This is a genomic window from Pseudomonas sp. RT4P38 (assembly GCF_054897765.1).
Window position 1 is genome coordinate 366,809 of record NZ_CM142703.1, and the last position, 26,497, is coordinate 393,305.

The 26,497-nt window shown below is 58.7% G+C and carries 25 protein-coding genes and 1 pseudogene; 22 read left to right on the forward strand and 4 right to left on the reverse strand.

All coding sequences use genetic code 11. The annotated features are described in order from the left end of the window. Window positions 1–134 precede the first annotated feature (134 nt). From ACYZT7_RS01675 to ACYZT7_RS01690, 4 genes are read left to right on the forward strand one after another with little or no spacing between them, the layout of a single operon-like run. Window positions 135–1,031 carry a TauD/TfdA dioxygenase family protein gene (locus ACYZT7_RS01675; RefSeq protein ID WP_462039693.1) on the forward strand — a complete coding sequence of 299 codons (897 nt, stop codon included), beginning with the start codon at window positions 135–137 and terminating at the stop codon, window positions 1,029–1,031. A gap of 18 nt (window positions 1,032–1,049) precedes the next feature. Then, the gene (locus ACYZT7_RS01680) at window positions 1,050–2,075 is read left to right on the forward strand and encodes an ABC transporter substrate-binding protein (RefSeq protein ID WP_462039694.1); all 1,026 of its coding nucleotides are present in this window, start codon (window positions 1,050–1,052) and stop codon (window positions 2,073–2,075) included. 5 nt (window positions 2,076–2,080) lie between these two features. Next, window positions 2,081–2,941, forward strand: coding sequence for an ABC transporter ATP-binding protein (locus ACYZT7_RS01685; protein WP_462039695.1), 861 nt, complete (start codon window positions 2,081–2,083; stop codon window positions 2,939–2,941). A gap of 20 nt (window positions 2,942–2,961) precedes the next feature. After that, a complete protein-coding gene (locus ACYZT7_RS01690; RefSeq protein WP_462039696.1) occupies window positions 2,962–3,828 on the forward strand; it encodes an ABC transporter permease in 867 nt (288 codons plus the stop codon). Between the two features lie 109 nt (window positions 3,829–3,937). On the opposite strand, the gene ACYZT7_RS01695 is transcribed toward ACYZT7_RS01690, so the two are convergent. The 3 genes from ACYZT7_RS01695 to ACYZT7_RS01705 all read right to left on the reverse strand — a co-directional run bounded on the left by ACYZT7_RS01695 (window position 3,938) and on the right by ACYZT7_RS01705 (window position 5,972). Continuing rightward, complete coding sequence (locus ACYZT7_RS01695; protein WP_282383246.1) at window positions 3,938–4,321, reverse strand: DUF6124 family protein; 384 nt, start codon at window positions 4,319–4,321, stop codon at window positions 3,938–3,940. Between the two features lie 359 nt (window positions 4,322–4,680). After that, window positions 4,681–5,439 (reverse strand): slipin family protein, encoded by a 759-nt coding sequence (locus tag ACYZT7_RS01700; protein ID WP_462039697.1) that lies wholly within the window; start codon window positions 5,437–5,439, stop codon window positions 4,681–4,683. A 2-nt stretch (window positions 5,440–5,441) separates the two neighbouring features. Then, window positions 5,442–5,972, reverse strand: coding sequence for an NfeD family protein (locus ACYZT7_RS01705; protein ID WP_462039698.1), 531 nt, complete (start codon window positions 5,970–5,972; stop codon window positions 5,442–5,444). Between the two features lie 195 nt (window positions 5,973–6,167). On the opposite strand from ACYZT7_RS01705, the gene ACYZT7_RS01710 reads away from it, so the two are divergent. From ACYZT7_RS01710 to ACYZT7_RS01795, 18 genes and pseudogenes are all read left to right on the forward strand, one after another. Beyond that, entirely contained in the window at window positions 6,168–6,629 is a 462-nt protein-coding gene (locus ACYZT7_RS01710; protein ID WP_462039699.1) for an aminoacyl-tRNA deacylase, read from the forward strand. Between the two features lie 133 nt (window positions 6,630–6,762). After that, on the forward strand, window positions 6,763–7,008 hold the full coding sequence (locus ACYZT7_RS01715; RefSeq protein WP_283189581.1) for a DUF2789 domain-containing protein: 246 nt from the start codon (window positions 6,763–6,765) through the stop codon (window positions 7,006–7,008). Between the two features lie 144 nt (window positions 7,009–7,152). Continuing rightward, on the forward strand, window positions 7,153–7,398 hold the full coding sequence (locus tag ACYZT7_RS01720; protein WP_347803064.1) for a type II toxin-antitoxin system Phd/YefM family antitoxin: 246 nt from the start codon (window positions 7,153–7,155) through the stop codon (window positions 7,396–7,398). Further along, a pseudogene (locus ACYZT7_RS01725) lies at window positions 7,388–7,510 on the forward strand (type II toxin-antitoxin system RelE family toxin); the annotation flags it as partial. The gene ACYZT7_RS01720 and the pseudogene ACYZT7_RS01725, both read left to right, overlap by 11 nt. A gap of 258 nt (window positions 7,511–7,768) precedes the next feature. Then, window positions 7,769–8,197: a MarR family winged helix-turn-helix transcriptional regulator gene (locus ACYZT7_RS01730; protein ID WP_462039700.1), complete on the forward strand. Its 429-nt coding sequence runs from the start codon at window positions 7,769–7,771 to the stop codon at window positions 8,195–8,197. Further along, window positions 8,194–10,266 (forward strand): FUSC family protein, encoded by a 2,073-nt coding sequence (locus tag ACYZT7_RS01735; protein ID WP_462039701.1) that lies wholly within the window; start codon window positions 8,194–8,196, stop codon window positions 10,264–10,266. Before ACYZT7_RS01730 ends, ACYZT7_RS01735 begins: the two co-directional genes overlap by 4 nt. Then, window positions 10,263–10,472: a DUF1656 domain-containing protein gene (locus tag ACYZT7_RS01740; protein WP_033058629.1), complete on the forward strand. Its 210-nt coding sequence runs from the start codon at window positions 10,263–10,265 to the stop codon at window positions 10,470–10,472. Before ACYZT7_RS01735 ends, ACYZT7_RS01740 begins: the two co-directional genes overlap by 4 nt. Further along, window positions 10,469–11,356: an efflux RND transporter periplasmic adaptor subunit gene (locus tag ACYZT7_RS01745; RefSeq protein ID WP_462039702.1), complete on the forward strand. Its 888-nt coding sequence runs from the start codon at window positions 10,469–10,471 to the stop codon at window positions 11,354–11,356. Before ACYZT7_RS01740 ends, ACYZT7_RS01745 begins: the two co-directional genes overlap by 4 nt. Then, window positions 11,353–12,801, forward strand: coding sequence for an efflux transporter outer membrane subunit (locus ACYZT7_RS01750; RefSeq protein ID WP_462039703.1), 1,449 nt, complete (start codon window positions 11,353–11,355; stop codon window positions 12,799–12,801). The genes ACYZT7_RS01745 and ACYZT7_RS01750 overlap by 4 nt, the downstream gene beginning before the upstream one ends. Window positions 12,802–12,883: 82 nt before the next feature. Beyond that, window positions 12,884–13,522 carry an NADH:ubiquinone oxidoreductase subunit N gene (locus ACYZT7_RS01755; RefSeq protein ID WP_462039704.1) on the forward strand — a complete coding sequence of 213 codons (639 nt, stop codon included), beginning with the start codon at window positions 12,884–12,886 and terminating at the stop codon, window positions 13,520–13,522. A gap of 290 nt (window positions 13,523–13,812) precedes the next feature. Next, the gene (locus tag ACYZT7_RS01760) at window positions 13,813–15,318 is read left to right on the forward strand and encodes a YdgA family protein (RefSeq protein ID WP_462039705.1); all 1,506 of its coding nucleotides are present in this window, start codon (window positions 13,813–13,815) and stop codon (window positions 15,316–15,318) included. A gap of 252 nt (window positions 15,319–15,570) precedes the next feature. After that, window positions 15,571–17,640, forward strand: coding sequence for a type VI secretion system Vgr family protein (locus ACYZT7_RS01765; protein ID WP_462039706.1), 2,070 nt, complete (start codon window positions 15,571–15,573; stop codon window positions 17,638–17,640). Further along, window positions 17,637–18,470 (forward strand): DUF4123 domain-containing protein, encoded by an 834-nt coding sequence (locus ACYZT7_RS01770; RefSeq protein WP_462039707.1) that lies wholly within the window; start codon window positions 17,637–17,639, stop codon window positions 18,468–18,470. The genes ACYZT7_RS01765 and ACYZT7_RS01770 overlap by 4 nt, the downstream gene beginning before the upstream one ends. Then, window positions 18,467–21,739, forward strand: coding sequence for a toxin VasX (locus ACYZT7_RS01775; RefSeq protein WP_462039708.1), 3,273 nt, complete (start codon window positions 18,467–18,469; stop codon window positions 21,737–21,739). Before ACYZT7_RS01770 ends, ACYZT7_RS01775 begins: the two co-directional genes overlap by 4 nt. Further along, on the forward strand, window positions 21,736–22,653 hold the full coding sequence (locus tag ACYZT7_RS01780) for a hypothetical protein (RefSeq protein ID WP_462039709.1): 918 nt from the start codon (window positions 21,736–21,738) through the stop codon (window positions 22,651–22,653). The genes ACYZT7_RS01775 and ACYZT7_RS01780 overlap by 4 nt, the downstream gene beginning before the upstream one ends. Window positions 22,654–23,095: 442 nt before the next feature. Next, the gene (locus ACYZT7_RS01785) at window positions 23,096–23,596 is read left to right on the forward strand and encodes a hypothetical protein (protein WP_462039710.1); all 501 of its coding nucleotides are present in this window, start codon (window positions 23,096–23,098) and stop codon (window positions 23,594–23,596) included. Between the two features lie 98 nt (window positions 23,597–23,694). Next, window positions 23,695–23,940 carry a hypothetical protein gene (locus ACYZT7_RS01790; RefSeq protein WP_462041897.1) on the forward strand — a complete coding sequence of 82 codons (246 nt, stop codon included), beginning with the start codon at window positions 23,695–23,697 and terminating at the stop codon, window positions 23,938–23,940. A gap of 8 nt (window positions 23,941–23,948) precedes the next feature. After that, complete coding sequence (locus ACYZT7_RS01795) at window positions 23,949–24,911, forward strand: transposase (RefSeq protein ID WP_462039711.1); 963 nt, start codon at window positions 23,949–23,951, stop codon at window positions 24,909–24,911. 41 nt (window positions 24,912–24,952) lie between these two features. Here ACYZT7_RS01795 and ACYZT7_RS01800 read toward each other — a convergent pair whose 3' ends face one another. Next, a complete protein-coding gene (locus ACYZT7_RS01800) occupies window positions 24,953–26,482 on the reverse strand; it encodes an FAD-dependent oxidoreductase (protein ID WP_462039712.1) in 1,530 nt (509 codons plus the stop codon). Window positions 26,483–26,497 lie beyond the last annotated feature (15 nt).

The window sequence follows — 26,497 nt, forward strand, 5'->3', positions numbered from 1 at the left end:
TATATCTATAAAGTCACTCTCCTGCGTACCTGCCGACCAATCGGCGCGCCGCACGACACGAACCAACACGGGACCTCCGTGAGTTTCTTGATCGACGCGCGCGCCCTTGAGCGTGCCGTGCGTGGGAGTGATTTATGTCTGCAGCAACGGCTTCCCCAAGTGCCGCGAACATCGCGCCGCAAACCTTTGACATCCGCCCGTTCAGTGGCGCCGTCGGTGCCGAAATCATCGGCCTCGACGTGTCCCGCCCGATCAATGATCAGGACTTCGCCCGCATCCATCGCGCGCACCTGGATCATCACGTCGTGGTGTTCCGCGACCAGCGCATTACCCCCGAGCAGCACATCGCCTTCAGCCGTCGTTTTGGCGTGTTGCAGATCCATGTGCTCAAGCAATTCCTGCTGGCCGGGCATCCGGAAATTCTCATCGTTTCCAACATCATCGAAAACAGCCAATCCATCGGCCTCGGTGACGCCGGCAAGTTCTGGCATTCCGACCTTTCCTATAAAGAGCTGCCGAGCCTGGGCTCGATGCTGCACGCCCAAGAGCTGCCGTCCGAAGGCGGCGACACGCTCTTCGCCGACATGCACAAAGCCTGGGACAACCTGCCCGAAGCGCTGCGCAAAGCCGTCGAAGGCCGCTCGGCCGCGCACTCTTACACGGCGCGCTATAGCGAGACCAAATTCGAAGGCAACTGGCGCCCGACGCTGACGCCCGAGCAGCTTTCTCAAGTGGCTGAAGTGGTCCACCCGGTTGTTCGTACCCACCCGGAAAACGGTCGCAAAGCGTTGTTCATCAGTGAGGGTTTCACCACACGCATCGTTGGTTTGCCGGAAGACGAAAGCAAGCAACTGCTCGACGAGCTCTACGCCCACAGTGTGCTGCCGCAAAACATCTACCGCCATCAATGGCACGCCCACGACCTGGTGTTCTGGGACAACCGTTCGCTGATTCATCTCGCCGCCGGATGCCCGAGCTATCTGCGCCGCAAGCTGTATCGCACCACCATCCAGGGCGACGCGCCTTTCTGATTTTTCGGAGAAACTCTCATGTCCAAACGACTTCCATTTGCCCCGCTGGCCGCTGCCATTGGCCTGGGTTTCAGCCTGATCGCCGGCAGCCTGGTGGCGCCAACCCTGGCCCGCGCCGAAGGTGAAATCCGCATCGCCGAGCAGTTCGGCATCGTCTACCTGCTGCTCAACGTCGTGCGCGATCAGAACCTGATCGAGAAGTACGGCAAGCAGGAAGGCATCGACATCAAGGTCGACTGGACCCAGCTCTCCGGAGGTGCCGCTGTCAACGATGCGCTGCTCTCCGGTTCCATCGACATTGCCGGTGCCGGCGTCGGTCCGCTGCTGACCATTTGGGACCGCACTCACGGCAAGCAGAACGTCAAAGCCGTCGCCTCCCTCGGTAACTTCCCGTACTACCTGGTGAGCAATAATCCCAAGGTCAAAACCATCGCTGACTTCACCGAGAAGGACCGCATCGCGGTGCCGGCGGTCGGCGTGTCGGTGCAGTCGCGCATCCTGCAATATGCGGCCGCCAAGCAGTGGGGCGACAAGGAATTCAATCGCCTCGACAAGTACACCATCGCCGTTCCGCACCCCGACGCCACAGCGGCGCTGATTGCTGGCGGCACCGAGTTGACCGGGCACTTTTCCAACCCGCCGTACCAGGATCAAGAGCTGGCCAACCCTAACGTCCACGTTGTGCTGAATTCCAATGACGTGCTTGGCCCGAACTCGCCGACGGTGCTGTTCGCCACCGAGAAATTCCGCGACGAGAACCCGAAAACCTATAAGGCGTTTGTCGAAGCACTGACGGAAGCCGCTGAGTTTGCTCAGAACGATAAAGGCGCGGCGGCTGACACTTACATCCGCGTCACCAAGGCCAAAATCGACCGTGCCGCGTTGCTGAAAATCATTGATAACCCGCAGTTCGAATTTAGCGTCACGCCGAAAAATACTTACCCGTTGGCCGAATTCCTCTACCGCGTCGGCGCGATCAAAAACAAACCGGACTCGTGGAAGGACTACTTCTTCCAGGACGCCAAACCGCTGCAGGGGAGCTGACCGAGATGAATGCCCCTTTGCAAGGCCACACGGTCAGCAAACCGATCGCGGCAGCCCAGGCGCTGCTGTCGGTCGACAACGTCAGCCTCGAATACCGCACGCCGCAGCGGGTGGTTCGGGCGACCCATCAGGTCAGTTTCGAGATCGATCCGGCGGACCGCTTTGTACTCCTGGGTCCATCCGGTTGCGGCAAGTCAACGTTGCTCAAGGCTGTCGCCGGTTTCATCCAGCCGTGTGAAGGGGAAATCCGTCTTCAGGGGCAAACCGTTAATGCCCCTGGGCCGGACCGGATCGTGGTGTTTCAAGAATTCGATCAACTGCCGCCGTGGAAAACCGTCAAACAGAACGTGATGTTTCCGCTGCAGGCGTCCAGGACGCTCAAGCGCAAAGAGGCCGAGGAGCGAGCGCTGCACTATCTGGACAAGGTCGGTCTGGCGGCGTTTGCCGATGCCTACCCGCATACCTTGTCCGGCGGCATGAAAGCGCGTGTGGCGATAGCCCGGGCGTTGGCGATGCAGCCGAAAATCCTCTTGATGGACGAACCCTTCGCCGCCCTCGATGCGCTGACCCGCCGCAAGATGCAGGAAGAATTGCTGCTGCTCTGGGAAGAAGTGCGCTTCACGCTGCTGTTCGTCACTCACTCCATTGAAGAAGCGTTGGTGGTGGGCAATCGAATCCTGTTGCTGTCGCCGCATCCGGGGAGGGTGCGGGCGGAAGTCCACAGCCATCAATACGACTTGCACAGCCTCGGCGGCGTGGCCTTTCAGGAGTCGGCGCGGCGCATTCATCGGTTGTTGTTCGATGAAGGTCAGTCCTCGGAAACCGAGCGTGAGCTGGATTTCTCCGACATCCGCATCGCTTATTGAGCCATTGAGAGGAGTGCCCGATGAGCCTTTTATCATCCCCGCGTGAAGAATTTGAAACGGTGTTACAGCCGCTGACGAGTGTGCCGCTGGAGCGTGAATTGCCGCTCGGTCAGCGCCTCTGGCAACAGGGCTGGGTGCGCAAAAGCCTGATCTTGATTTTGCTCGCGGTGCTGTGGGAAGTGGTTGCCCGTGTTCAGAACAACGACCTGTTGCTGCCAAGTTTTCTGCAAACCGGCAGCGCGCTGTACGACGGTCTGCTCAGTGGTGAGTTGCTGGGCAAGGTGTGGATTTCGCTGGTGGTGTTGCTCAAGGGTTACCTGATCGGCATCGTGCTGGCGTTTGCCTTGACCACCCTGGCGGTGTCGACGCAGTTCGGTCGCGACCTATTGAGTACGTTGACCTCGATGTTCAACCCGCTGCCGGCGATTGCGCTGTTGCCGCTGGCGCTACTGTGGTTTGGCTTGGGGCAGAACAGCCTGATTTTCGTATTGGTGCATTCGGTGCTTTGGGCATTGGCGTTGAACACCTATGCCGGGTTCCTCGGTGTTTCGGAAACCCTGCGCATGGCCGGGCGCAATTACGGTTTGAAAGGCATGCGTTTCGTGCTGTTCATCCTGATCCCGGCAGCGTTGCCATCGATTCTCGCCGGACTGAAAATTGGCTGGGCCTTTGCCTGGCGCACGCTGATCGCCGCCGAACTGGTGTTCGGCGCCACCAGCGGCAAGGGTGGATTGGGTTGGTACATCTTCCAGAACCGTAACGAGCTGTACACCGACAAGGTGTTTGCCGGGTTGGCGGTCGTGATCCTGATCGGGTTGCTGGTGGAAAATCTGGTGTTCGACACCTTGGAGCGGGTCACGGTGAAGCGTTGGGGGATGCAACGCTAAGTTCTGCGGTGTCTGGTCTGACCCCATCGTCGTATCGTCGCCCGGAGCAAGCTCGTTCCGGGCGGCGATCCGACGATGGCGGCGGTCAATTCACCACAAATCTCCCCGGCTAAACCTTGACCCGAGCCTGCATGATCTCCGACTCCTCCCAATGATCCAGCGCTCGCTCTACGAGCAACTGCACGCCATCGGCCATGCGGCTGAGCGCCAGGGCTACGGAGCGCCGTGTCCCGTCCACATCGTCCGCCAGATTGGCAGCGATGGCGCTGATGGACAGCAGGTCTTCGGAGGCGTTGGCTAGAAGGGTTTCGGTGTTGACATCGGGGGCGACGGTGAAGAGGTTGCCTTTGCGGTGCTTGGGCGGTTTTTCGGTGGTCGGGGGGAAGTAGTGGGCGAAGGCGCGGTCTGCGGCTTCTTTGAGTTTTTCGGCTTCGAGAGAATCTTCGGAATCGGTTCCAGAGTTCTCTGGAGGATTCGGCGTTGGTTTGAACATGGTCTGACCTCATTTTTTTAAAAAAGGCGCTGACCCGGTTCGCTTGCACGCGAAGTTAGGGTGGCAGCTATGTGCGGGGTGCAAGACCGAGTAAACCGCCAGACCAAAAAACCTCGGCAGACCCGAAGGTCTCCCGCACATAGCCGCCATAAAGCGAATACAGCGAGCACAAAGTGCCCGACGAATGCCTACGCGAAATTGGTCAACGTTTTACCCGGACTTGCACGTCCGTGTCACCGTTTATTCAGTGACAAGGCCAGACTAGACCTGGGTTTGGGTCGTAACAAGTTCACCAACACCACTACAACTTGAAGGAAATCTCCGACGGGATTACCGGACGTTGGTGTCTGTGGTGAAGGTCACTCTTTGGACGACAAATCCGCCATGCCCTTGAGCAACTCGATCGGCAGCGGAAAGACGATCGTCGACGTCTTGTCCCCGGCAATCGAACTCAAGGTCTGCATATACCGCAACTGCATGGCCCCAGGCTGGCGCCCGAGCATTTCAGCGGCCTGCATGAGTTTTTCCGAGGCCTGCAATTCGCCTTCGGCGTGGATGACTTTGGCCCGGCGTTCCCGTTCGGCTTCGGCCTGCTTGGCGATGGCGCGGACCATCGATTCGTTGAGGTCCACGTGCTTGATCTCGACGTTGGCGACCTTGATGCCCCAGGCGTCGGTCTGGGCGTCGAGCACTTGCTGGATGTCGATGTTCAACCGCTCACGCTCGGCGAGCAATTCATCGAGCTCATGTTTACCGAGCACCGCCCGCAAGGTGGTCTGGGCCAGTTGGCTGGTGGCCATGAGAAAGTTTTCGACCTGGATGATCGCCTTCTGCGGATCAAGAACGCGGAAATACAGCACCGCGTTGACCTTGACCGATACGTTGTCGCGGGTGATCACGTCTTGCGGCGGTATGTCGAGGACCACGGTACGCAAGTCGACGCGAACCATTTGCTGCACCACTGGAATCAGCAGGATCAGGCCAGGGCCTTTGACCTGCCAGAAGCGCCCGAGCTGGAACACCACCCCGCGCTCGTATTCGCGCAGGATGCGGAAGGTCGACCCCGCCAGTGCAATCACCAGTAACAGCAGCGCGGCAAAACCCAGTTGCAGGCCCATGGTTATTCTCCACCCGGCGCCGCGTCAGCCGCGGCCACTTCCAGCAATAATCCCTTGCGTGCCACCACCCGGACCCTTTGCCCGGGTTGCAGCGGCGTGGCGCTGAGTACTTGCCACTTCTCTCCTTGCAGGTGCACCCAGCCGTTATAGGCACTGCCGGCCAGCGACATCACCGGGGCCACGCTACCCACCAGTCCTGCATCGCCACTGACGTTTTCGCGCGGTCGGGTTTTCAGAGCGTGGATCAACAGGAAAATCAGCAGCAGGGCACTGACCAGTCCCAAGCCGATCATCAGCGGAACAGGCACTTCGGTGTTGGTCATAATCACCGCGCCAATCACGAACATCACAATGCCGCCCAGACCGATCACGCCGTAATTGGGCAAGGCCGCCTCGGCGATCAGAAACGCGATGCCGAACGTGATCAGCCAGATCCCGATGGGGTTGGGCACCAGCAGGACGACGGTGTCCGCCGCGAAAACCGATCCGCTCAAGGCCAACAGCAGCGCAACTGCACAGCAACGAGTGTTCACGTGACCCTCCGGCCAATCATTGGGGGTTCTGTATACAGTCTAGCTGAGCGCTCAATTGTACGAATTTTGATCAGTTGTTGACGTTATTCCGGCGGGCAGATTTCCCGCGCGATTGCGCCAGCGGGCCTAGACTTTTAATGGAGAGAAAAAGTTTAACCATCGTCCGAACAGTTGTTGCGGACACCGAGGTGCATCATGCGTATGGCAAGAACTGTGCAGGACAGCCTGAACAAGGCTCAATGCAAATTTGACGTCGTCACCCATCCGCACTCGGCCAGCAGCCTTGAAACGGCGCGGGTCGCGGGCATTTCTGCCGAACGGGTGGCCAAATCGGTGATCCTCGACGACCACCACGGCCATTATCTGATGGCTGTGCTGCCGGCGAGCCGTCACCTGGACCTGAGCAAAGTACGCGGCAGCGGCGAATGGCAGATCACCCGGGAAAGCACCCTGGCGCATCTGTTCACCGACTGCGAACGCGGTGCAGTGCCTGCTTTGGGCGAATCCTATGGCATGGACATGGTCATCGACCCACTGCTGACCCGGCAAAAAGACATCTACCTGGAGGCTGGTAACCACAACAACCTGGTGCACCTGAGCATGCCGGAATTCCTGAAAATGGTGCCGCATGCTGAGGTGTGTGAGTTGAGTCAGTAGTTTTTGCGGCGTCAGTAACATCGCCATCGCGAGCAAGCTCGCTCCCACAGGGTGACGCGATTCCTGTGGGAGCGAGCTTGCTCGCGATTGACCGCGAAGCGGTCACTATTCAGCCAACGCGAAGGAGCTCGACATGGAATCCCCAACCCACAGCCTCCCCAACCTGTTCAAACAACTCGGCCTGCCTGATGACGCCGAAAGCATCGATAAATTCATCGCCACCCATTCACCGCTTAAACCCGAACTGCACCTGGCGGATGCGTTCTTCTGGAGCAAGAGCCAAGCGGATTTCCTACGTGACGATATTCTGGAGGACGCCGATTGGGCGGAGGTGGTGGACCAGTTGGATGTGCTGTTGCGGAAGGGGCGGGGGGTGTAAAAATCTTAGCGAAACGATTGAAATGTGCAAAAAACCTGGTGAGCGGTAAAAAAATCTGGGTGGACATCCAATTTCAGGTTTTTTTCTAGGTTGCTCATAAAGTGTGAATAGACCAGAATTGTGACCTGAATTGAGGTCTTAATTATGCAAAATGTTCTGGCCGACATGGCTGTCAGTGTGTCTGAGTTGAAGAAAAATCCATCGGCGGTCTTGAGTGGCGCCCATGGTGGGGCTGTCGCGGTGCTGAATCACAATCGAGTTATGGGTTACATGGTCCCGGCCGATGTTTTCGAGGCCATGATGGAGCGGCTCGATGACCTTGAGTTGGCGGAAATTGTTCGCTCACGCAGGCATGAAACGCCGATCCCGGTAAATCTGGATGACCTATAAGCTCGAATTCCTGCCGTCCGCACGCAAGGAGTGGGACAAACTGGGTCATACATTGCGCGAGCAATTCAAAAAGAAACTGGCAGAGCGACTTGAGCACCCGCGAGTGCCCTCGTACTGCTTTGAGTATGCAGAATCCAGGTTGTTTTCAGATTCTGATTCAGGAGGTTTAGTCATTGGTTAAGTCTCGGTCCGGTCGCAAAGCGGTACGCAGTTTCGAATGCTACGGCGATTCCTGCCGAAGCTAGTCATGGGTCATGCCCACCAATTTGTTTCAAAACTTGACCAACTTTCCCCTCCAATGCCATATTGATAGTTAGCAAACTAACAGTGTGTGTTTCCCCTCGTGCCGAACAACCTCGACGCTCTCCAGATGAACATCAGCAGCTCCATGGTGGTGGCCGCCAGGCATTGGCGCAGGATCTGCCAGACCACGCTGGTCAACTATGGAATCTCCGAAGCCTGCGCCGTTCCGTTGTTGATGATCGGGCGTTTGGGCGAGGGTGTGCGGCAGGTGACGGTGGCGCAGGCGACCGGGATGGAGAGCCCGTCCCTGGTGCGCCTGCTGGATCAGTTGTGTCATGCCGGCTACGTCTGCCGCACCGAAGACGCCCATGACCGTCGCGCCAAATGCCTGAGCCTGACTGAGACGGGTCGGGAGTTGGTGCAAGCCGTCGAGATCGAGCTGGTGCGCTTGCGCCATGAAGTGCTCGAAGGGATCGATCAGAGTGATCTGGAAGCGGCGTTGCGGGTTCTGAGAGCTTTTGAATCGGCCAATCATCTGCCGGTGATCAACCCTTGAGCGGATTTTTTACCGGCATGCCCCCGGCGCGGGACTGGTTCTACGGTGTGCGAACGTTCGCGGCATCGATGATCGCGTTGTACATCGCCATGCTCATGCAAATGCCCCGGCCTTATTGGGCGATGGCCACGGTCTACATCGTTTCCAGTCCGTTTGTCGGCCCTACCAGTTCCAAGGCGTTGTACCGCGCGGTCGGTACCCTTCTCGGTGCCGCCGCCGCGGTTTTTTTCGTGCCGATGTTTGTCCAGAGCCCCTATGTGCTGGTGGTGGTCATTGCGCTGTGGACCGGGATTCTGTTGTTTCTGTCGCTGCACCTGCGCACGGCCAACAGTTACGCCCTGATGCTCGCCGGTTACACCCTGCCGCTGATCGCTCTGCCGGTGGTGGATAATCCGTTGGGGGTGTGGGACGTGGCCGAAGCGCGGACAGAAGAAATCTTCCTCGGCATCGCGGTGGCGGCGGTGGTCGGCGCCATGTTCTGGCCTCGGCGGCTGGCGCCGGTGTTCAACGATTCAGTGAACAAATGGTTTGCCGATGCCTCGACTTACAGCCTGCGTTTCCTCAGCCGCAACGTGCAGCCGGACGAAGTCAGCGCGCTGCGTTCCTCGATGGTCGCGACCTTCAATACGCTGGAATTGATGATCGGTCAGTTGCCCCACGAAGGCGCGCGCCCGCAAACGGTTCGCAACACCAAGGAGCTGCGCGGCCGCATGATTCACCTGCTACCAGTGATCGACGCCCTCGACGACGCACTCTATGCCCTTGAGCGGCGTACGCCCGAGCTTGTGGATAAGTTCGCGCCGCTGCTGGCCGCGACCACCGAATGGCTCGACCACAAAGACGCCGACCTCGAGCGCTGGCAAGCGCTGAAAGATCAACTCGAAGCCCTGCAACCGTCCGCCGAAGCGCTGGATGATCGCAAGCAGCTGCTGTTCTCAAATGCCCTGTATCGCCTCGGCGAGTGGATCGATGTGTGGCAGGACTGTCGCAGCCTGCAGTACGCCATCCAGTGCGAAAGCCAGGACAGCTGGCGCGCGGTCTATCGGCACTGGCGGCTCGGTCGGCTGTCGCCGTTTCTCGATCGCGGACTGATGCTCTATTCGGCGGCGTCCACGGTCACCGCCATCATCGTCGCGTCGGTGCTGTGGATTCTGCTCGGCTGGACCGACGGCGGCGCCGCGGTGATTCTGGCGGCGGTGGCATGCAGCTTTTTCGCGTCGATGGACGACCCGGCACCGCAGATCTACCGGTTCTTTTTCTGGACGGCGATGTCAGTGTTGTTCGCCAGTCTCTATCTGTTTCTGGTCCTGCCCAACCTGCATGACTTCCCGATGCTGGTGCTGGCATTTGCCGTGCCGTTCATTTGCATCGGCACCCTGACGGTCAAGCCGCAGTTTTATCTGGGCATGCTGCTGACCCTCGTCAACACCTCGTCCTTCATCAGCATTCAGGGCGCCTACGACGCGGATTTCCTCAGCTTCGCCAACTCCAACCTGGCCGGTCCCGTGGGCTTGTTGTTCGCCTTCGTCTGGACCCTGATCGCCCGGCCGTTCGGCGCTGAACTGGCGGCCAAGCGTCTGACCCGTTTCAGCTGGCGCGACATTGTCAGCCTGACCGAGCCGGCCACCTTGTCTGAGCACCGGCACTTGGGCGTGCAGATGCTCGATCGCCTGATGCAGCACTTGCCGCGCCTGGCCATGACCGGCCAGGACACGGGCATCGCCCTGCGAGAAGTGCGCGTGGCGCTGAACCTGCTGGACTTACTCGCCTACACACCGCGAGTCCTCGGCGTACCGCAAGCGCTGCTGCATCAGGTGGTGGCCGAGGTCGGCGAGTATTTCAAAGCCTGTCTCAAGGCTGGCGAACGTTTGCCGGCACCGAGTCCGTTGCTGATGACCCTGGACCGCACCCGTCGTGCCCTCAACACGGAGTGCGATGAAGGTGCGCGTCTGCATTTGCTGCATGCCTTGAGCGGTCTGCGTCTGTCGCTGCTGCCAGGGGTTGAATTCGTTGGCAGTGGCGAACTTGAAGAGCCGCTTCCCCATGGCATCGATGGAGCGCCTTTATGATCGGTGATCTGGATATCAGCGGGGTGTTTCTGCCCACGCTGCTGGTGCTGATGGGCATTACGTACGTGTTGTTCCTGTTGGTGCACGGGTTGCTGACGCGTCTGCACTTTTACCGTCTGGTCTGGCACCGGGCATTGTTTAACGTGGCTCTCTACGCTGTGCTGCTCGGCGCCGTGGACTCACTCAGTCGATACCTGATGACATGAAAAAACCTTTTTTGACCCTCGGTCGCGTGGTCTTGACCCTGCTGATCGTGACCTTCGCCGTCGTCGTGGTCTGGCGCATGGTGATGTATTACATGTTCGCGCCCTGGACCCGGGACGGCCACATTCGTGCCGACATCGTGCAGATCGCGCCGGACGTGTCCGGGTTGATCCAGCGCGTCGACGTGCGTGACAACCAATTAGTGAAACGTGGCCAAGTGCTGTTCAGCATCGATCAGGACCGTTTCAAACTGGCCTTGCGTCAGGCCAAGGCAGCGGTCGCCGACCGTCAGGAAACCCTGGCTCAGGCGCAACGCGAAGCCAAGCGTAACCGTGGCCTCGGCAATCTGGTGCCGGGCGAGCAACTGGAAGAAAGCCAGTCCCGGGTGGCCCGCGCCGAAGTGGCGTTGATGGAAGCTCAGGTGGCCGTGGACAGCGCCCAACTCAACCTCGACCGTTCGACCATCCGCAGCCCGGTGGATGGCTACGTCAACGACCGGGCACCGCGAACTCAGGAATTTGTCACGGCCGGGCGCCCGGTGTTGTCGGTGGTGGATAGCAATTCGTTCCACATCGACGGTTATTTCGAGGAAACCAAACTGGATGGCATTCATGTCGGCCAGAGCGTCGATATTCGGGTCATCGGCGACCGAACTCGCCTGCGCGGGCACGTGGAAAGCATCGTCGCCGGCATCGAAGACCGCGACCGCAGCAGCGGCAGTAACCTGCTGCCCAACGTCAACCCGGCGTTCAGTTGGGTGCGGCTGGCCCAGCGAATTCCGGTGCGGATCGCCTTCGATGACGTGCCGGCGGATTTCCGCATGATCGCCGGTCGCACGGCGACGGTTTCTATTATGGATGACCACCAGCAGGAGCCCGCGAAATGAGCAGGGCCTCGGGTTTGGCGGTTGCCGGATTAGGCTTACTGCTGTCGGCATGCCAGGTGGTCGGGCCGGATTATCACTTGCCGGACGAGGCCGCCGTACACCGTGAAGACTTGCAGGGCGACTTGGCGGTGAACGGCAAAAATGTCGTCTCGGCACCGGTGCCCAGCGATTGGTGGCGCTTGTATCAGGATCCGCGCCTCGATCAATTGGTCGAGCAGGCCATGGCCTCCAACACTGACTTACGCGTGGCGGCGGCGAACCTTTCCCGAGCGCGCGCGCAGGTCGATGAAGCTCAAGCGGCCGGTGGCTGGAGCGGCGGCGTGAAAATCGGCGCCCAGCGTTTGCAGGAGTCTGGCGAAGCATTCCTGCTACCGGAGAAAGTGCCGGTGGCCAACGTCGGCGACATTGGCATTACCACCTCGTATCAGTTCGACCTGTTTGGCACGTTGCAGCGCGGCATCGAGGCGGCCAAGGCTAATGCCGATGCGACGCAAGCGGCGGCGGATACTGCGCGGATTACCTTGGTGGCCGATGTGGTCCGGGCCTACACCCAAGTCTGCGCAGCCAACGAAGAGCAGGAAATCGCCCAGCACTCCCTCGACTTGCAAGCCCAAAGCACCACGCTGATCCAGCGTCTGCGCGACGCCGGGCGTGGCGATGAAACCCAGGTGACCCGCTCACAAACCCAATTCAAATCCTTGCGCGCCGACATGCCGCGTTATGAGGCGGCGCGGCAGGCCGGGTTGTTCCGCTTGTCGATGCTGCTGGCCAAACCTGTCGACCAATTGCCGCCAGGCACCAGCGACTGCGCCGAGCTGCCGAAAATTGCGCAATTGTTGCCGGTGGGTGACGGCGCGACGTTGCTCAAGCGCCGTCCCGATGTGCGGCAAGCCGAGCGACGACTGGCTGCCGCGACCGCCGGCATCGGCATCGCCACCGGCGAGTTGTACCCGGACATCAGCATCGGCGCGACCGTCGGTACCGTCGGTATCCTGGAAAACCTCGGCAAACCGGCGACCAATCGCTGGGGCTTCGGGCCGTTGCTGACCTGGACCGTGCCGTCCAACGGCTCCCGCGCACGAATTCGCGAGGCCAAAGCCGCCACCCAAGGCGCGCTGGCACATTTCGATGGCGTGGTGCTCAACGCCATCCGCGAAACCCAGACGGGTCTGGCCCAGTACGCCGCGTTGTTGCAACGTCGCGATGCGCTGGCCGATGCCGACCAGTCGGCGCAACTGGCGGCAGGCCAGACCCACCGCTTCTTCCAGGCCGGTCGCGCGTCGTTCCTGGCGGACTTACAAGCGACCCGCACCTACACCGACGTGCGGGCGCAACTGGCCTCTGCCAACACGCAGGTTGCCATGAGCCAGATCGATTTGTTCCTGGCCTTGGGTGGTGGGTGGGAAAGCGGACGAACGCAAGCGTCACAGCCCGGCAAACCCTGAGGCCGTTGCTATGCTTTGACTTGATGAGGTCGCGCGTCGAGCTCATCAATCAAGGCTCGCGTTGGTCATGGGGATTCCAATAATGAAAAACCCTTATGCTCCCGGCTTCTGGTGCGCTATAGCGGCATTGGTGTTGCTGTCGGCCACCTATTTCTACGGCATCATGCTGGCCCACCAGATCGACAAGGCGCTGGTATTCCTCGACAGTGCTTCGGCGCTGATTGCCGTGATGGCCATCGTGGTGGTGGCCTGGGCTTCGCTTCAGGGCCAGCGCATCAAAAAAAGACAGCTCGAACAAGGCAAGACACTGGTGCTGATCTGGGACACCAAGGTCGCGCTGCGCCGTGTCGAAACGGTGTTCGATCGGTATTTCTGGAGCAGTTACTGGCAACCGGGGCGTACGTTCCAGGAAGTCATGGGCGAACTCACCGGCACGCCGCTGGAAAAAAGCCTCGAAACCCTGAAAAAACAATGCCAGGCGCTGGACAAGCAAGTGTCCGAGGACGGCTGGCACTGGCTCAACAACGCCCGTGAACTCTGCGATGTCGCCAACGCCATGGCCCGCGGACGTTATCAACTGGACTTCTGCGACCCGCGCTCGGAATCCCCAAGCGGCACGGCGGTGATCAATCGCGACTTCGAAGTGCTGGTCTATACATGGACCGCACGGCTCAAGAGCTTTGATCATCAACTTGATGAGATTGAAGTGCAGTATTCCTGATCTGTGTTTGCAGGACTGACGCCATCGCGAGCAAGCTCGCTCCCACAGGGTTCTGTGATCGACACATAACCCATGTGGGAGCGAGCTTGCTCGCGATGGCGATTTCATATCCGCCGAAACTCTCAACCCCTGCGTACGGTCCATAGACACTCTTTAACCTTTAATCATTGGGCCGCCCCGTGCGCCTGATGCTAATCTCCATCGCGCTTTTAACGCAGTCGTGACCACAACCTGTCATGGGTTCAGGGAAGACGACCACACCTCAACAACGGACATTGATCGGGTCATTCATGAATAAATCAGCAGGCGTGCTTCTAGGAATTGTGGTCGCCATCGGTGCAATCAGCGCCGGCGGTGCCTGGTACACCGGGACCAAACTCGAAGGTGTGCTGAATACCTCGATCGCCGACGCCAACAAAGAGCTGCAAGCCGCGCTGGTCGGTTCCAACGGCAAAGCGTCGCTGGAGCTGGTGTCGCTGGAGCGCAACGTATTCACTAGCACCGCGCACTACCGCCTCAAGGGCGAAGGCGAGATGTTCGGTGAAGCACCGGTCGAGCTGCTGTTCGTCGATCGCATTGAACACGGTCCGCTGCCGTTCTCGCGCCTGGTGTCGCTGAAGTGGCTGCCGGTCCTGGCCACCAGTCACTACGAACTGGAAAGAACCCCGACCACCGAAAAGTGGTTCGCCGCTGCCAAGGACAAATCCCCACTGACGGGCGTGGTCAACATCGGCTACGACAACTCCACCAACGGCACCCTCCAATTGCTGCCGCTGGACGTGGCGCTTGACGACAAATCCAACCTGAAATTTTCCGGGCTGAACCTCGAAGTCGCCGCCAGCGCTCAAGCGCAGAAGGTCAAGGCCAACGGCTACATGGACAGCCTGACGCTAAGCACGGTCGCCGAAGATCAGACGCCGGTGAAGGTCGAACTGAACGGCCTGACCCTGGCCAGCAACCTGACAAAAAGTACTTACGGTTACTACACCGGCGAGAACACCGTCGAGCTGACCGACAGCAAGACCACCTTCGGCGCAAAGCAGTCGGTATTGGGTTTCAAGAAATTTGAAATGAAGAACCAGACCGAGGAATCGGGCACCAGCGCTTCGGGGCGCGCCGATTACAAGGTGGGTGAGGTGACCTTGAACGGCAAGGCTGTCGGGTCTGCGCAAATGGCCATGAGCCTGAAGAACCTCGACATCCCGGCAACAATGTCGCTGATGCAGATTTACCAGACCAAACTGCAACCATACGAAAGGGCCGCCGCCGAGGCCGCTGCTGCGGGTGAACCGGCTCCAGAGTTGGTCCTGACCCCGGCCGAAGAGGCGCAAGTCAAAACCGGCCTGGAGAAACTGCTGGCCGCCGGCCCACAGGTCGCCCTGGAGAATCTGTCGTTCAACACCCCCAATGGCGAAAGCCGCGCCAACCTGGTGCTCGACCTGACCAAACCACAATCCATGGACCTGCCGCCGGACCAGTTGACCCAACAACTGATCGCGCTACTGGACGTCAACGTGCGAGTGTCCAAGCCAATGCTCGTTGACCTGCTGAGCGTGCAATCGCAAATCGACGGTCAGACCGACGCCAAGCTCATCGCCGATCAGGCCACCGCCACCGCCGACATGTTCAGCAGCATGGCGGTCGGCACGCAGTTGGCAAAACTGGAAGGCAACAACATCGTCGCCAAACTGCACTACGCCAATAATCAGGTGGAATTCAACGGCCAGAAGATGACCGTCGAAGAGTTTGTCGGGTTCGTCATGGGCAAATTCGGCGGAAGTGTCACCGTCCAGTAAAACCAGGATTTACCCACCGACGCCCGGCCTCTGCGCAACGCAGATGCCGGGCGTTTTGCTGTCTGGCGTTTGAAGCGGGACAAGGCGCGACGCCCAATTTTCTGAAGAACGGAAAGCTCTGGCTGTATTCGAGGACCCTTCCTACATAAATCCCTTTTCCCCGTTGTTAACGTGCCCGCCAGTTTCGCGTGCACAGACCATGGACGGTTTGGACGTCGCGCTTTTATATCCTCTCTGCTTAAGGATAAGCGTATGTTCGGGTCGACCAATACGGCGCACTTCGCGCTGCACATCCCCGCTGTTCGTAACGATTTCAAAGTCCTCGTCTTTGACGGTGTTGAGGCCATCAGCGCCTTGTATGCGATCCAGATTGAACTGGTCAGCGAGCACCCTGATTTCGAGCTGGAGAGTCTGCTCAGCCAACCCGCGTTTCTTCAATTTGGCCTGAATGGCGAAGGCCTTCATGGCCGTATCGAAGACGTATTCGTCGGTGAGGCCGGCAAACGCCTGACCCGTTATCACCTGACCCTGGTACCGGCGCTGCACTACTTGCAGTTCAGCCACAATCAGCGGATTTTCCAGAACCTGACGGTGCCGCAAATTATTGCTCAGGTGCTCAAAGGTCACGGCATTCAGGCCGATGCGTTTGTCTTTCATGTCAGCAACAGCCCCGAGCGCGAGTACTGCACCCAATATGGGGAAAATGACTTCGAGTTCGTCCAACGTTTATGCGCCGAGGACGGCATCGCGTGGCATCACCAGCATTCGCCAGACGGTCATTTGCTGGTGTTCACCGATGACCAGACCTACTTCCCCAAACTGGGCGAAACCCCTTATCAGCAAGACTCCGGCATGGTGGCAGAGCACCCAGTGGTCAGCCAGTTTTCCATGCGTTTCCGCACCCGTACCAGCACGGTCACGCGCCGGGACTATGACCTGAAACGGCCGAGTCTGTTGCTGGAAAGTCGCTTCACCGCCGAGTTCAGCCCTGAACTCGAAGACTATCGCTACCCCGCATTAATCGAGAACGAAAAACGCGGCAAACAGCTCGCTCACCAGGCTTTGGAGCGGCACCGTGCCGATTACCAGTTGACCGAGGGCAAAAGCGATCAGCCGACGCTGCGCTGCGGTCACTTCTTCGACCTGACCGAACACCCGCGCAAAACGTGCAACGATTTGTGGCTGTTGCTCAGCGTGACGCACGCTGGCAAGCAGCCTCAGTCACTGGAAGAGGCCATTACCAGTGACGTCAAACCCGAAGACGGCTTTACCCAAGGCTATCGCAACCGCTTCCGCGCCATTCCCTGGGATGTGTTCTACCGTCCACCTTTGCGTCCACGCAAAACCGTGCTGGTCAGCCAGACCGCCCGCGTCACCGGGTCTGCCGGCGAAGAGATTTATTGCGATGAATATGGCCGTGTCCGTGTCGAACTGCCGTGGGATCGGGCCGAACTCAACAGTGAAAAAAGCAGTTGCTGGCTGCGGGTGTCATCGAGTTGGGCGGGTGATAGCTTTGGCGCGATGACCATTCCGCGCATCGGCATGGAAGTAGTGGTGACTTACCTGGAAGGCGACCCCGACCAACCGTTGATCACCGGTTGCGTGGCCAACACTGTCACCTCAGTGCCGTATTCGTTGCCCGAGCACAAAACCAAAACCGTGCTGCGCAGCCACAGCTCTCCGCACACCGGTGGTTACAACGAGCTGTCGATTGAAGACCGCGCCGGGCAGGAAAAAATCTACCTGAGGGCGCAGCGCGATATCGAGCAACTGATCCTCAACGACAGCGACACCAAGATTGGCAACGACCGCCGCGAACAGATCACTCGCGACAGCCACAGCCTGATCAGTAACGACCGTTTCGAGCAGGTGGACCGCAACAGCACCAGCCTGATCAAGGGCGACGAGTTGCACACCACCCAAGGTGTGCGCAACACGGTGGTCGGTGGCAACGAGTTGGTCTCGATCACCGGTAACAGCAGCACCACGGCAGGCGGCACGTTGGTGATTCAGGCTGGACCTCACGCCCATGTCACCGCTGCGAACGTGGTGATCGATGCGGGGATGAGCCTGACGCTCAAGGCTGGCGGGCACCACATCGTGATCAACTCGGGCGGGATTTTCAGCAGCGTGGCCATTGTCGAGGGTGGGGCTCCGGTAGCCGGTGTGCCTGTTCAATCCGCGCTTTCATTGGTTCCAGTGGCTGCGCAGGCCCTGATTGCGCCATCCCTGGCCGCGCAAAAACTGGCATTGACTCAGGCAGCACAACAGGCCGCGCCGATCTGTGCCGTGTGTCAAAAACTGGCGGAGATATCGGCATGAGTCAGGCTTATCTGCTGCTGGATCGCGCCCAGATTGAACGTCTGCCCGAGCGTCTATTTGAGCTGGGGAGCACAACGTTTCAATCGCTCTATCAGACAACTGCCTATAGCCCATTGGAGGAAGTCGGGCCGGTACTGCTGCCTGTTTCCCCTAATAGTCCGCTAGCCCAGACCTTTTTTCGGGACTGGAGCGCGACGTGTGGCATCTGGTTGGAGTCAGAGGCGCAAGAAGCGGTCGTTCTTGAGCATTTACGGAGCCTGATTCACGTCCGTGTCGCGGGGGATGTCACGGTCTTGTTCCGTTACCACGACCCGCGTATCTCGGCATTGTGGCTAGCGCAGTTGGCCGCCTGCGAGCGTGATCGCCTGATGGGTCCTATACGACTGATCCGGCTCCCGGAATTGGATATCCATCAAGAAAACGCGGATCAGCCCGCTGCACAGTATGCGCAAGAGCCGTGGTTGTTCTTGCCTGCGGAGCAACTGGATCACTTGGGCGCGGCTCAACGGCAGCGTTTCGCTCAACTATTGATCGAACACTGCCAACAGTACTTTTCCGAATACCTGCAAGGACTGGACGCCTTTGCACTGCAACAGTGGGCATCTCACTGCCAGCACACTGCCGAACGTTACGGTTACAGCGCCATCGATGAAGTCCTGCTCTGGGCTCGCTTCCACGCTGCGCTGGGCACTGACTTTCCCGATGCACCTGATCACGCCGCTTACCGAAGGATGTTGGCCGAGCCCGGTGTCTCGCCCGAGCAACGGCTGGATAACCTGAATGCCGAACTGACGCGTCAGCAGCTCACCGGCAAGGAGTCCTGCCAATGAGCGCAGAAAAACTAGCGATGATCGACCGAGCCGCTCAGGCCGAACGCGCCGCCAAGGCTCAGCCTCACGTCGATATCAACAGTACGCTTACGCCGTGCCCGGCCAGCCAGGCCGAGATTTTCGTCGTGCCCGTGCGTTATGCCTTGGCTGAAGAAAAGGCCGCCAATCCTTGCTGCGTTCCCGGCGTCACCACGCAAAGCCGCCCCATGGCGGCGCGTCACTTGCGGGCCGGGTTTGTTTATCTGTGGCAGGACAAAGACCCCCTTAAACGGTATGCCGTCTCGCCGAATGGTCTGCTCAAAGAGCAAGCGCTCGACGCCGATGCGACCCCGGTGCTCGACGGCACACTGACGGGCCTGGCCCTGGAAAAAATCCACGACGCGTGGATGCTCTACAGCGAGTTCCCATTGAACCCCGAGCACTGCCAGTCGCTAAGCGACAGCAGCGCCAAACGTCGTGCGCACATGCGTCATGTGGCGTTGCGCACCGTGGCCAACGAACTGCAAGCCGAGCATTGCCCGCCGCTGGAAAAAGCCGTTGAGGTCATGGCCGAACTCCTGCCCAATACCTTCGCCCGGTCGATGAAAGTGGACCAGCTACGGGGCGCCGAGGACACCGAGGCACTGGGCGCAACGCTGATGAAAGAGCCGACCCCGGTCAACATCAAGGCCTACACCGACTCCATGCAACTCGCGCGTGAGCGCGAAAAAGTCCTAGCCCAATACCCCGAGGCCAGCGATCAAGCGCCAGGCGAGTGGAGCGCCGAACCTTGGGATGGCCAGGGCATTCAGGATTGGTTGGAAAGCGCCAAGGCACACGCCAAGGACCTTTTTTCCGTTTTTGCCTGCCTCGATGACGATCTGGGCGTGCTGCGTGATATCAACCATGAGCAGGAATGGGTCGAGGCGCGTCACGAAAAGTGGCTAGGTGATAACAACCTGCGCCTGAGCATTGGTGGGTTTGTTCGCAGCCTGATCACTGAAGATGGCGCCGAACTGGCCGGGTCCATCAGCTACCGCTACAAGGCCCGAGACATCACCCTCACGCCCGAACAGGGCCAAGTCATGCTCGACACCCAGCATCGGCTGGATGAGGAACTCAAGGCTGAAGCCCGGGCCCGTCAATACGGCGGTCAGCCCACTCAGACTGAAGCCGCCGCCCGCGATGCACGAATCGCAGCCATCGTCGCCCCGGTACGGGCCTTTATTGCGGCGGACTTGTACAACGAAGTGGAATTCGTCGTCCGCGAATACCGCGCTGAAAAGCACGCCAACCTCAACAACCATTTCTTCAGTGCCAAGGTCGGCAAGTACATCGACCTCGAGGCGATGAATACCTGGTTCGCGCAGACCGCAGCGGCGCACTACCAACAGATCGAACAGCGTCACACCGCGTTGTTTGGCGACCGGGGCATGTACCTCAACCGCTCGCTCAGCGGCACCTGGTTTGTCGACTACTCCGATCTGGACACTCGCCACTGGCTGACCGAACTGGCCACCGGCTGCCTGACCGCCCAATGCCTGCGCGCCCAGGGCGCCGAGCAATACGCCGACTACGTGCGAGCCGCCGACGGCGGTGCCCTGAAACAACTGTTCAGCGCCTGGACCCCCTCGATCGATGCGGCCGTTAACAACACCTCTCGCCTGGGCGAGCTGATGGCCGCACTGGCCTCCGACAACATCAGCGCCACTCACCAGGCATTGGCGCCGTTGAGTGCAGCGGTTCTAGACGACATCGCGGCCATGGCCCGAGACGCGAGCAGCCAATGGAGTGTGTTGGTCAATCGGCTGGCGGCTTCATTGTTGTTGCTCAAGGGGAGCAACAACTTTAGCCGCTCATGGATGGGCGTCTTTGTCGCCGCGCGCTTGGGCAGCGGCGCGCGTTTGCAGTTCGTGACCGAGCCAGGCCGGCAGGTGTGGAAGTTGTTGGGGCAACAGGCCGAAGCACTGGGCGACTGGGCGAAGGCGACCGGGAAGGCCATTGGTGCCGGGCGGGTTGGGCGGATAGTTAACTCGCCTGTTGTGGCCAATAGCGGCGGGGTGGTGCCGTTGGCGGCGTTGTTGTTGAACGTGCTGAATGCGCATAACTATTTGCGTCAGGCGACGGTGTTGGAGGGGATGGACAGTCGGCGGGTGAATGACACGGTTTCGGCCACGTTGTATGCGGCGGCAGCTTTGGTGGCGGTGGTTGATAATCAGGTGCGGAAGGGGTTCGGGGTCAAAGAAATTGGGAAGGGACGAACGAGGGGCCCGACACTTACTCTATTTGGTGGGGTGATTGGCGCACTTTCCACTGGTGCAGCAATAAACGAATTCCAATCCCTGCAAATACAACTGGAAAGCGCCCAAAACCGAGTCGACCCATGGCTGGAGATGCGCCAGATTGTGGTTGGTGGGCAAGTAGCGGCCTTCGGCGCCCAAGCGCTGTTAGGGTTGAGCTATACCGCCCGCGCCTTGGCAGGCTCAATAACAGCCGAAGCCGCCATCTTGCGTTACACGCTGTACATGGGGCCGTTGAGTTGGCTCATTCTCGTGCTGGGTGTTCTGCACCTGATCACCACGGTCTTGAAGCAAACCCCGCTGCAAAACTTCCTGAGCTACTGCTGCTGGTCAAAAGCTCGGGCTATTGATCTGGAACCTATCGCGCCCAAAGCCCAAGAGGACGAGCTCGATCGACTGTACTTCATTCTTTATGCACCTCGGGTCAGCATGCAAAGCAGCTCGGAGTCGACCGCAGGTAATGGCCCTTCAGGCCTCGCTTTCGTCAGTTCGATCAATGCCCTGACCATCGATTTACCGGGGGCGGAGCCGGGCAGTGCCTATCTGGAATTGAGCATGGTCGGCGACCCGTTGGATACCCAGGCCTCCCGCGACCTGATCAAAAACCGCCCGTTCAACCACTACAAAGCACCGCGTCCCTGGCGAGACATGACACCTCATTGGTTGTCCAGCAGCGTCTGTCAGTGGATACCGTTCAAGGAAGGCCAGGGTTTACGCTTGAGCGGCCCCTTTAAAGAGCTGAAAAGCGTATTGGGCACGACACCCAGCACTGTTTCACTGCGCTTGCGTTATCGCACGCCATTGACCGCGATACTCGGTGCCCGCACCTTTATCGGCGGTGAACGAGGGCTTGCCTTTACCCTGAATGACACCACCGGCGTGATAGCGCTGTGGGCTGACCCGACGCCCGAACTTGATCGCGTGCAGAACTACCCGCTCGGCGAGGACCACCCCGGCGCCATTTACCTGCAACCCAAGGACAAACGATGAGCACGCCACCGGCAGGCACCACGAAAAAACGGACGTTTTCGCGCAATGACTACCTGGCGCCGCTCCCCATCCCTACCGGAGAAAAACCGCAGGACGTGCTCAACACCATTTGGCGCAAGAATGAGGTATTTCTCGACATTGGTAACTACAGCATCGGTTCTGCGGTGATGGTTATGTGGCCAACGCTGATGGTGTTTGTACTTATGGGTTACATCACCCCTGAGCCTGGAATGATCTGGATGGGAGGATTAATCATCATTGGTCTCCCTTCAATGTTTTTAATCCAAGGTCTATTCCGGGAAGTGCCCTTACCCGTGCGCTTCAATCGCCAACGCCGCGAAGTCTGCGTGCCCCGCGACGATGGCGAGTACTGGATCGTCCCGTGGGAAACCTTGACGGCTGCCGCCACCCAGCACTCGTCGGTCAGCCAGACCGGTAAAGCCACGATGGGTTTACTGGTCATCGGTTTCGAAAACCCAGACCCGCTAGCTAAGGACGACAACAAGCATTTTTCCCTAGGTTTCAACTGTGGCGGCGGCACCACGGCCATGGCGTTGTGGGAGTGCATGCGCAGTTACATAGAAATTAGTCCGGAGGCTGTCCCTGAAAGTCGAGTTGGCGTTGCACCCTACGAAGAAACGCAAATTGGTTCGATCATCACCGACTTGCGCAAGGGCAACTTGTTAGGCGTTTTATGGGGAATATTTTGTATTACGATTTTGGGGACGTATTTGGCAGAGAAACTTCAGGATTTGAAACTTTCTTATCCGCCAGATCTGCCCTACCCCGACATCATCGAATGGTCAAAACCATTACCCCCGGAACAGTGGGCCAAACGCTCCCCGGAACTGGAAGCAGCCATCGCCAAACGCGAGGCTGAACTAGCCGCTCACGCCGAGCGAGAGTTAGCTTGAAGGCGAGTATTCGAGGCTGCGGGAATCTGATCAAAACAGCCCGCTCAGTCGCTGCATACCACTCCGTCCTTGGCGCGATATGACGCCTAAATGGTTGCGCTGTAGCACCTGTCAGCGAATGCCTTCCAAGGAAAATCGACGAATTGTCATAACCGTATCTCCCGAGCAGGGTGCCAAACTTTTATTGGCATTGGAGCGGCGATTATAAAATTTTGAGGTCGGACAGACAGTGGGATGAAGTGCAGTAGTTGGAGGGTGGTTTGTGTTGCGGTAATTTTTTATTTTAACAATGTTGTTAACTGATTTTGTAAGCGGAGAAGTTGAAGTGAGTGTGATAATTCCATTGAGTTACATCGAGAAGACCTATCGTTATCCTAGAGCGTCATCTGAAGTGATATCTGAAGTCGTATCTGAAATAACATGCTCTCTGTGGTGGAGGTTAATGGTTGCAACTACCTATGTAATGTTTGGTTTTCTGGTATTCGTAGTCGCCATTGTGCGTTTTTTTTTGGTGCCAAAGTATTCTGAAGCTTTTGCATATGCGATGCTTGGTTTAGGTGCGTTACTTCTCGTTTTGACAGTAATTATTGTGGTGGTGGAGTGGTCTGAGAGTAAGGGTAAGTCTATCGATAGTAATCTCATCGAGAGAGTTTTGAATGTTTGTTTCAGTTCGGCAGGCGTCTCTGTCGAAATGTCGTTAGGTTCAGAGCGATTTATACACGTGCTGTCTATCGCCGGTATTAGATCCGTTTCAGGCTATGTTCAAGATGGGTGGCTCAGGGTTCGGGATCGTGGTGTTGTAATTGAAACAAATGACGGAAAGCAATTTCGTTTTGTTTTGTCTTTGAGTAAGTCTGAGTTAAATCGTTTTTTAAATGATTTTACATTGTCGCTGAGTGAAATAAATTTCCCTGTAAGAAGCATAAGGAAGTTTCTGGTGTGAGTTGGTAGTTGTGATGGTGTTGTACTGCGGTCGAAGTTATATTCCGATTTTGTTTAAGAGATTTTTTGGGTTGGGGGGGATTTGCGATGATTTTAATTATGGATCTATTACATGCAGTGCCACTGTTGATGCGCTTCAATCGCCAGTTCCGAGAATTTTGCGTACCCCGCGACGACGGCGTTCCGCCCCCTGACGTGCCCTATCCCGACATCATCGAATGGTCAAAACCCTTGCCTTCCGAGCAGTGGGCCAAACGCTCTCCAGAGCTGGAAGAAGCCATAGCCAAACGCGAGGCTGAACTGGCCGCGCAGGCGGAACAAGCGTTGCTTATGGAACAGTCTTAGAAACTGTAATGTCTCAACTTCCCTCACTACCAACTCCCGGACACGGCGAACTACCGGACTACGACGTATGCCTCCCGGCGAACCTGCGCCCCGACGCCGATCGTTTGATTCGCTATCTGCACGAATTGCCACATCGGCGAGTGAAGTACTGCCCCTGGTGTGGCCACACCAACTTGAACCTGCAAAATCATTTGGCCCTACAACGGCTCCCACGTTACTACTGCGGTTCCTGTCGCAAGAGCTGCAACAGTTTGAGCGATTCGCCCTTTGCACACATGCGCCGGATGGACCTGTGGTCAACGTTTGCCGTGTACCTGCTGGCCGGTTGGTCCAGCGTCCAGATCGCGCCGCGTTTGGGGGTGAACCACAAGGTCTACTTCAGCTGGGGGCAGGCGGTTCGGGAGGTGATGGCGGAGGAGTGTCCTGAGTTGCACCAGTGGTGGACGACACGCCATTACCGGGAAAACCTGCAACCGCCCGAACACATTGCAGCGCAACAGCAAGCGGTCATCACTTGGATTGAAACGATGCTGAACGCACAGCACGCGACGTGCCCAAGGTGTGGGGGAACGCGGACCTATCGAATTAAAGGCATTCGCCCGAAGTTCAAGTGCGATCCCTGCGTGACCTGCTTTTCCATTCTGTCCGGGACGCCGCTGGTCGGGATGATTCGACCTGAACTCTGGGTCGATTTTGTGAAAGGGGTGATGGATGGCCAAAGTATCCCGGACCTTAAACGGCGCTCAGGGTTGGGCATGGGCGGCAGTACGCGCTGGCGTGAACAGTTTTTACTGCTTATCGATCAACTGGGGCACCCTGAACTGTTGCAATGGATCACCTGGATGCGCAGTCGTCGTAACAATGAAGCGGTCAGTTTTGTGCGTCAGGGTGGTCACCTGGACAAGGCAACGCGCTCTGTCTATCCGCAAGGAACGCGTAAAGGCAGGTTTGTTGCCCGCATTTGCAGCTAATACATGATCAGTATTCCAGCCTGGTTATGAACATAGCGTTTCTAGCCAACGTCCCGAATCAGCCGCCACGCCTCATCCACCGGCAACGGCTGTTTCATCCGTTCGGCGAGCATCGCTATTGCACGTTCTTCATCGCAAGCCACTGCGGCGACCACCAATCCCTCCTTGCCGAACAGGCCGATAAAGGGTGGATGGTCGGGGTCGCCTTTGAACTCGACCTCGTCCCAGGTTTCGGCGAGTCCAAGGTAGTCGTAGTTTTTACCGAAGTGCCAGGTCCAGAAATACGGCACGCCGAGGTAATGCTCGTCGCCGCCGAGCATGTTCATCGCCGCGACCCGTGCGTGTTGCTGGGCCAGGCGCCAGTGTTCGATCCGTTGGGGCTGGCCGTTGAGCGGGAAGGTCGCGATATCGCCGGCGGCCCAAAGCCCATCGGCCACGCGCATCCCGCCGTCGACCTTCAGTGACTGGTCCTTTTCCGTGGGCAGGCCGGTAAATGCGCCGGTTGCCGGGCTGACGCCAATGCCGACCAACACCAGATCCGCCGGTAAACGTTGACCGTTGTCCAGGCGCACTGCTTCGACCCTGGCGGTTCCTTCGATGTGCGTTGCTTCGCCATCCGTATGAAACACCACGCCGTTGGCCTCGTGCAGGGCACGAATTGCCTTGCCGACGGCTTCGCCAAACTGTTTGGCAAAAGGCACTGCGTGGCGGGCCAGAACGGTGACGTCCAGGCCGTATTGACGCAGGGAGGACGCGGATTCCATGGCAATAAAACTGTCGCCGATGATCACCGCTCGTTGGCTTGGTTTTGCCGAGCCCAGAATCCGTTGCGCCTGATCCTTCGAACGCAGCACGAACACCTGCGGCAGGTCGGCGCCAGGCAACGTAAGCGGATTGGGTGTGCCACCGGTGGCGAGCAGGGCAGCGTCGTAGCTCAGCGATTGACCATCAGCCAGGCGCAAGGTCTTGTTCGCGGCGTCCAGGCTCGTCACTTCAGCGTTTACTCGCTCAATGCGCTGCTCTTGGTAAAAGTGTTCATCACGCAGCGGCGGGACTTCTTCCGGTGGCATCTCCCCGGCAATCACGAATTTGCTCAAGACCGTGCGGTCGTAACCGGCGTCGGTTTCACGGTCGATCAACAGCACCCGGCCACCGAAGCCTCTCTCCCGCAGCGCCGCGGCACCCGCCGTGCCTGCGGCGCCGGCGCCTATGATCACAAACGTTCGCTCATCGTCGGCCGGTGGGGTGTGAGCGTCGGACATCGGCTGATCGTCGACCCAGACCTCATCTTCGCGTACCTCAAGGGGATAGCGCTTGAGGCTGTCCAGGGCCGGCGGTTCGCACAGCGCGCCGTCCTCGATCCGAAACGTTGCCTTGTGCCACGGGCAGATCAGCCGTCCATGACACAGCGCACCTTCGGCCAGCGGCGCACCGGCATGGGGGCATTCGCCCTGATAGGCGCGCAATTGATCGCCGGCCCGCAGCAGGAGGATTTTGGTGTCCGCGATCCGCACTTCCAGGCCACGGTCTTCGGGAACGTCGGCGTAACAGGCAACGCGGTGCAGTGCCATGATTATTCTCCAGGC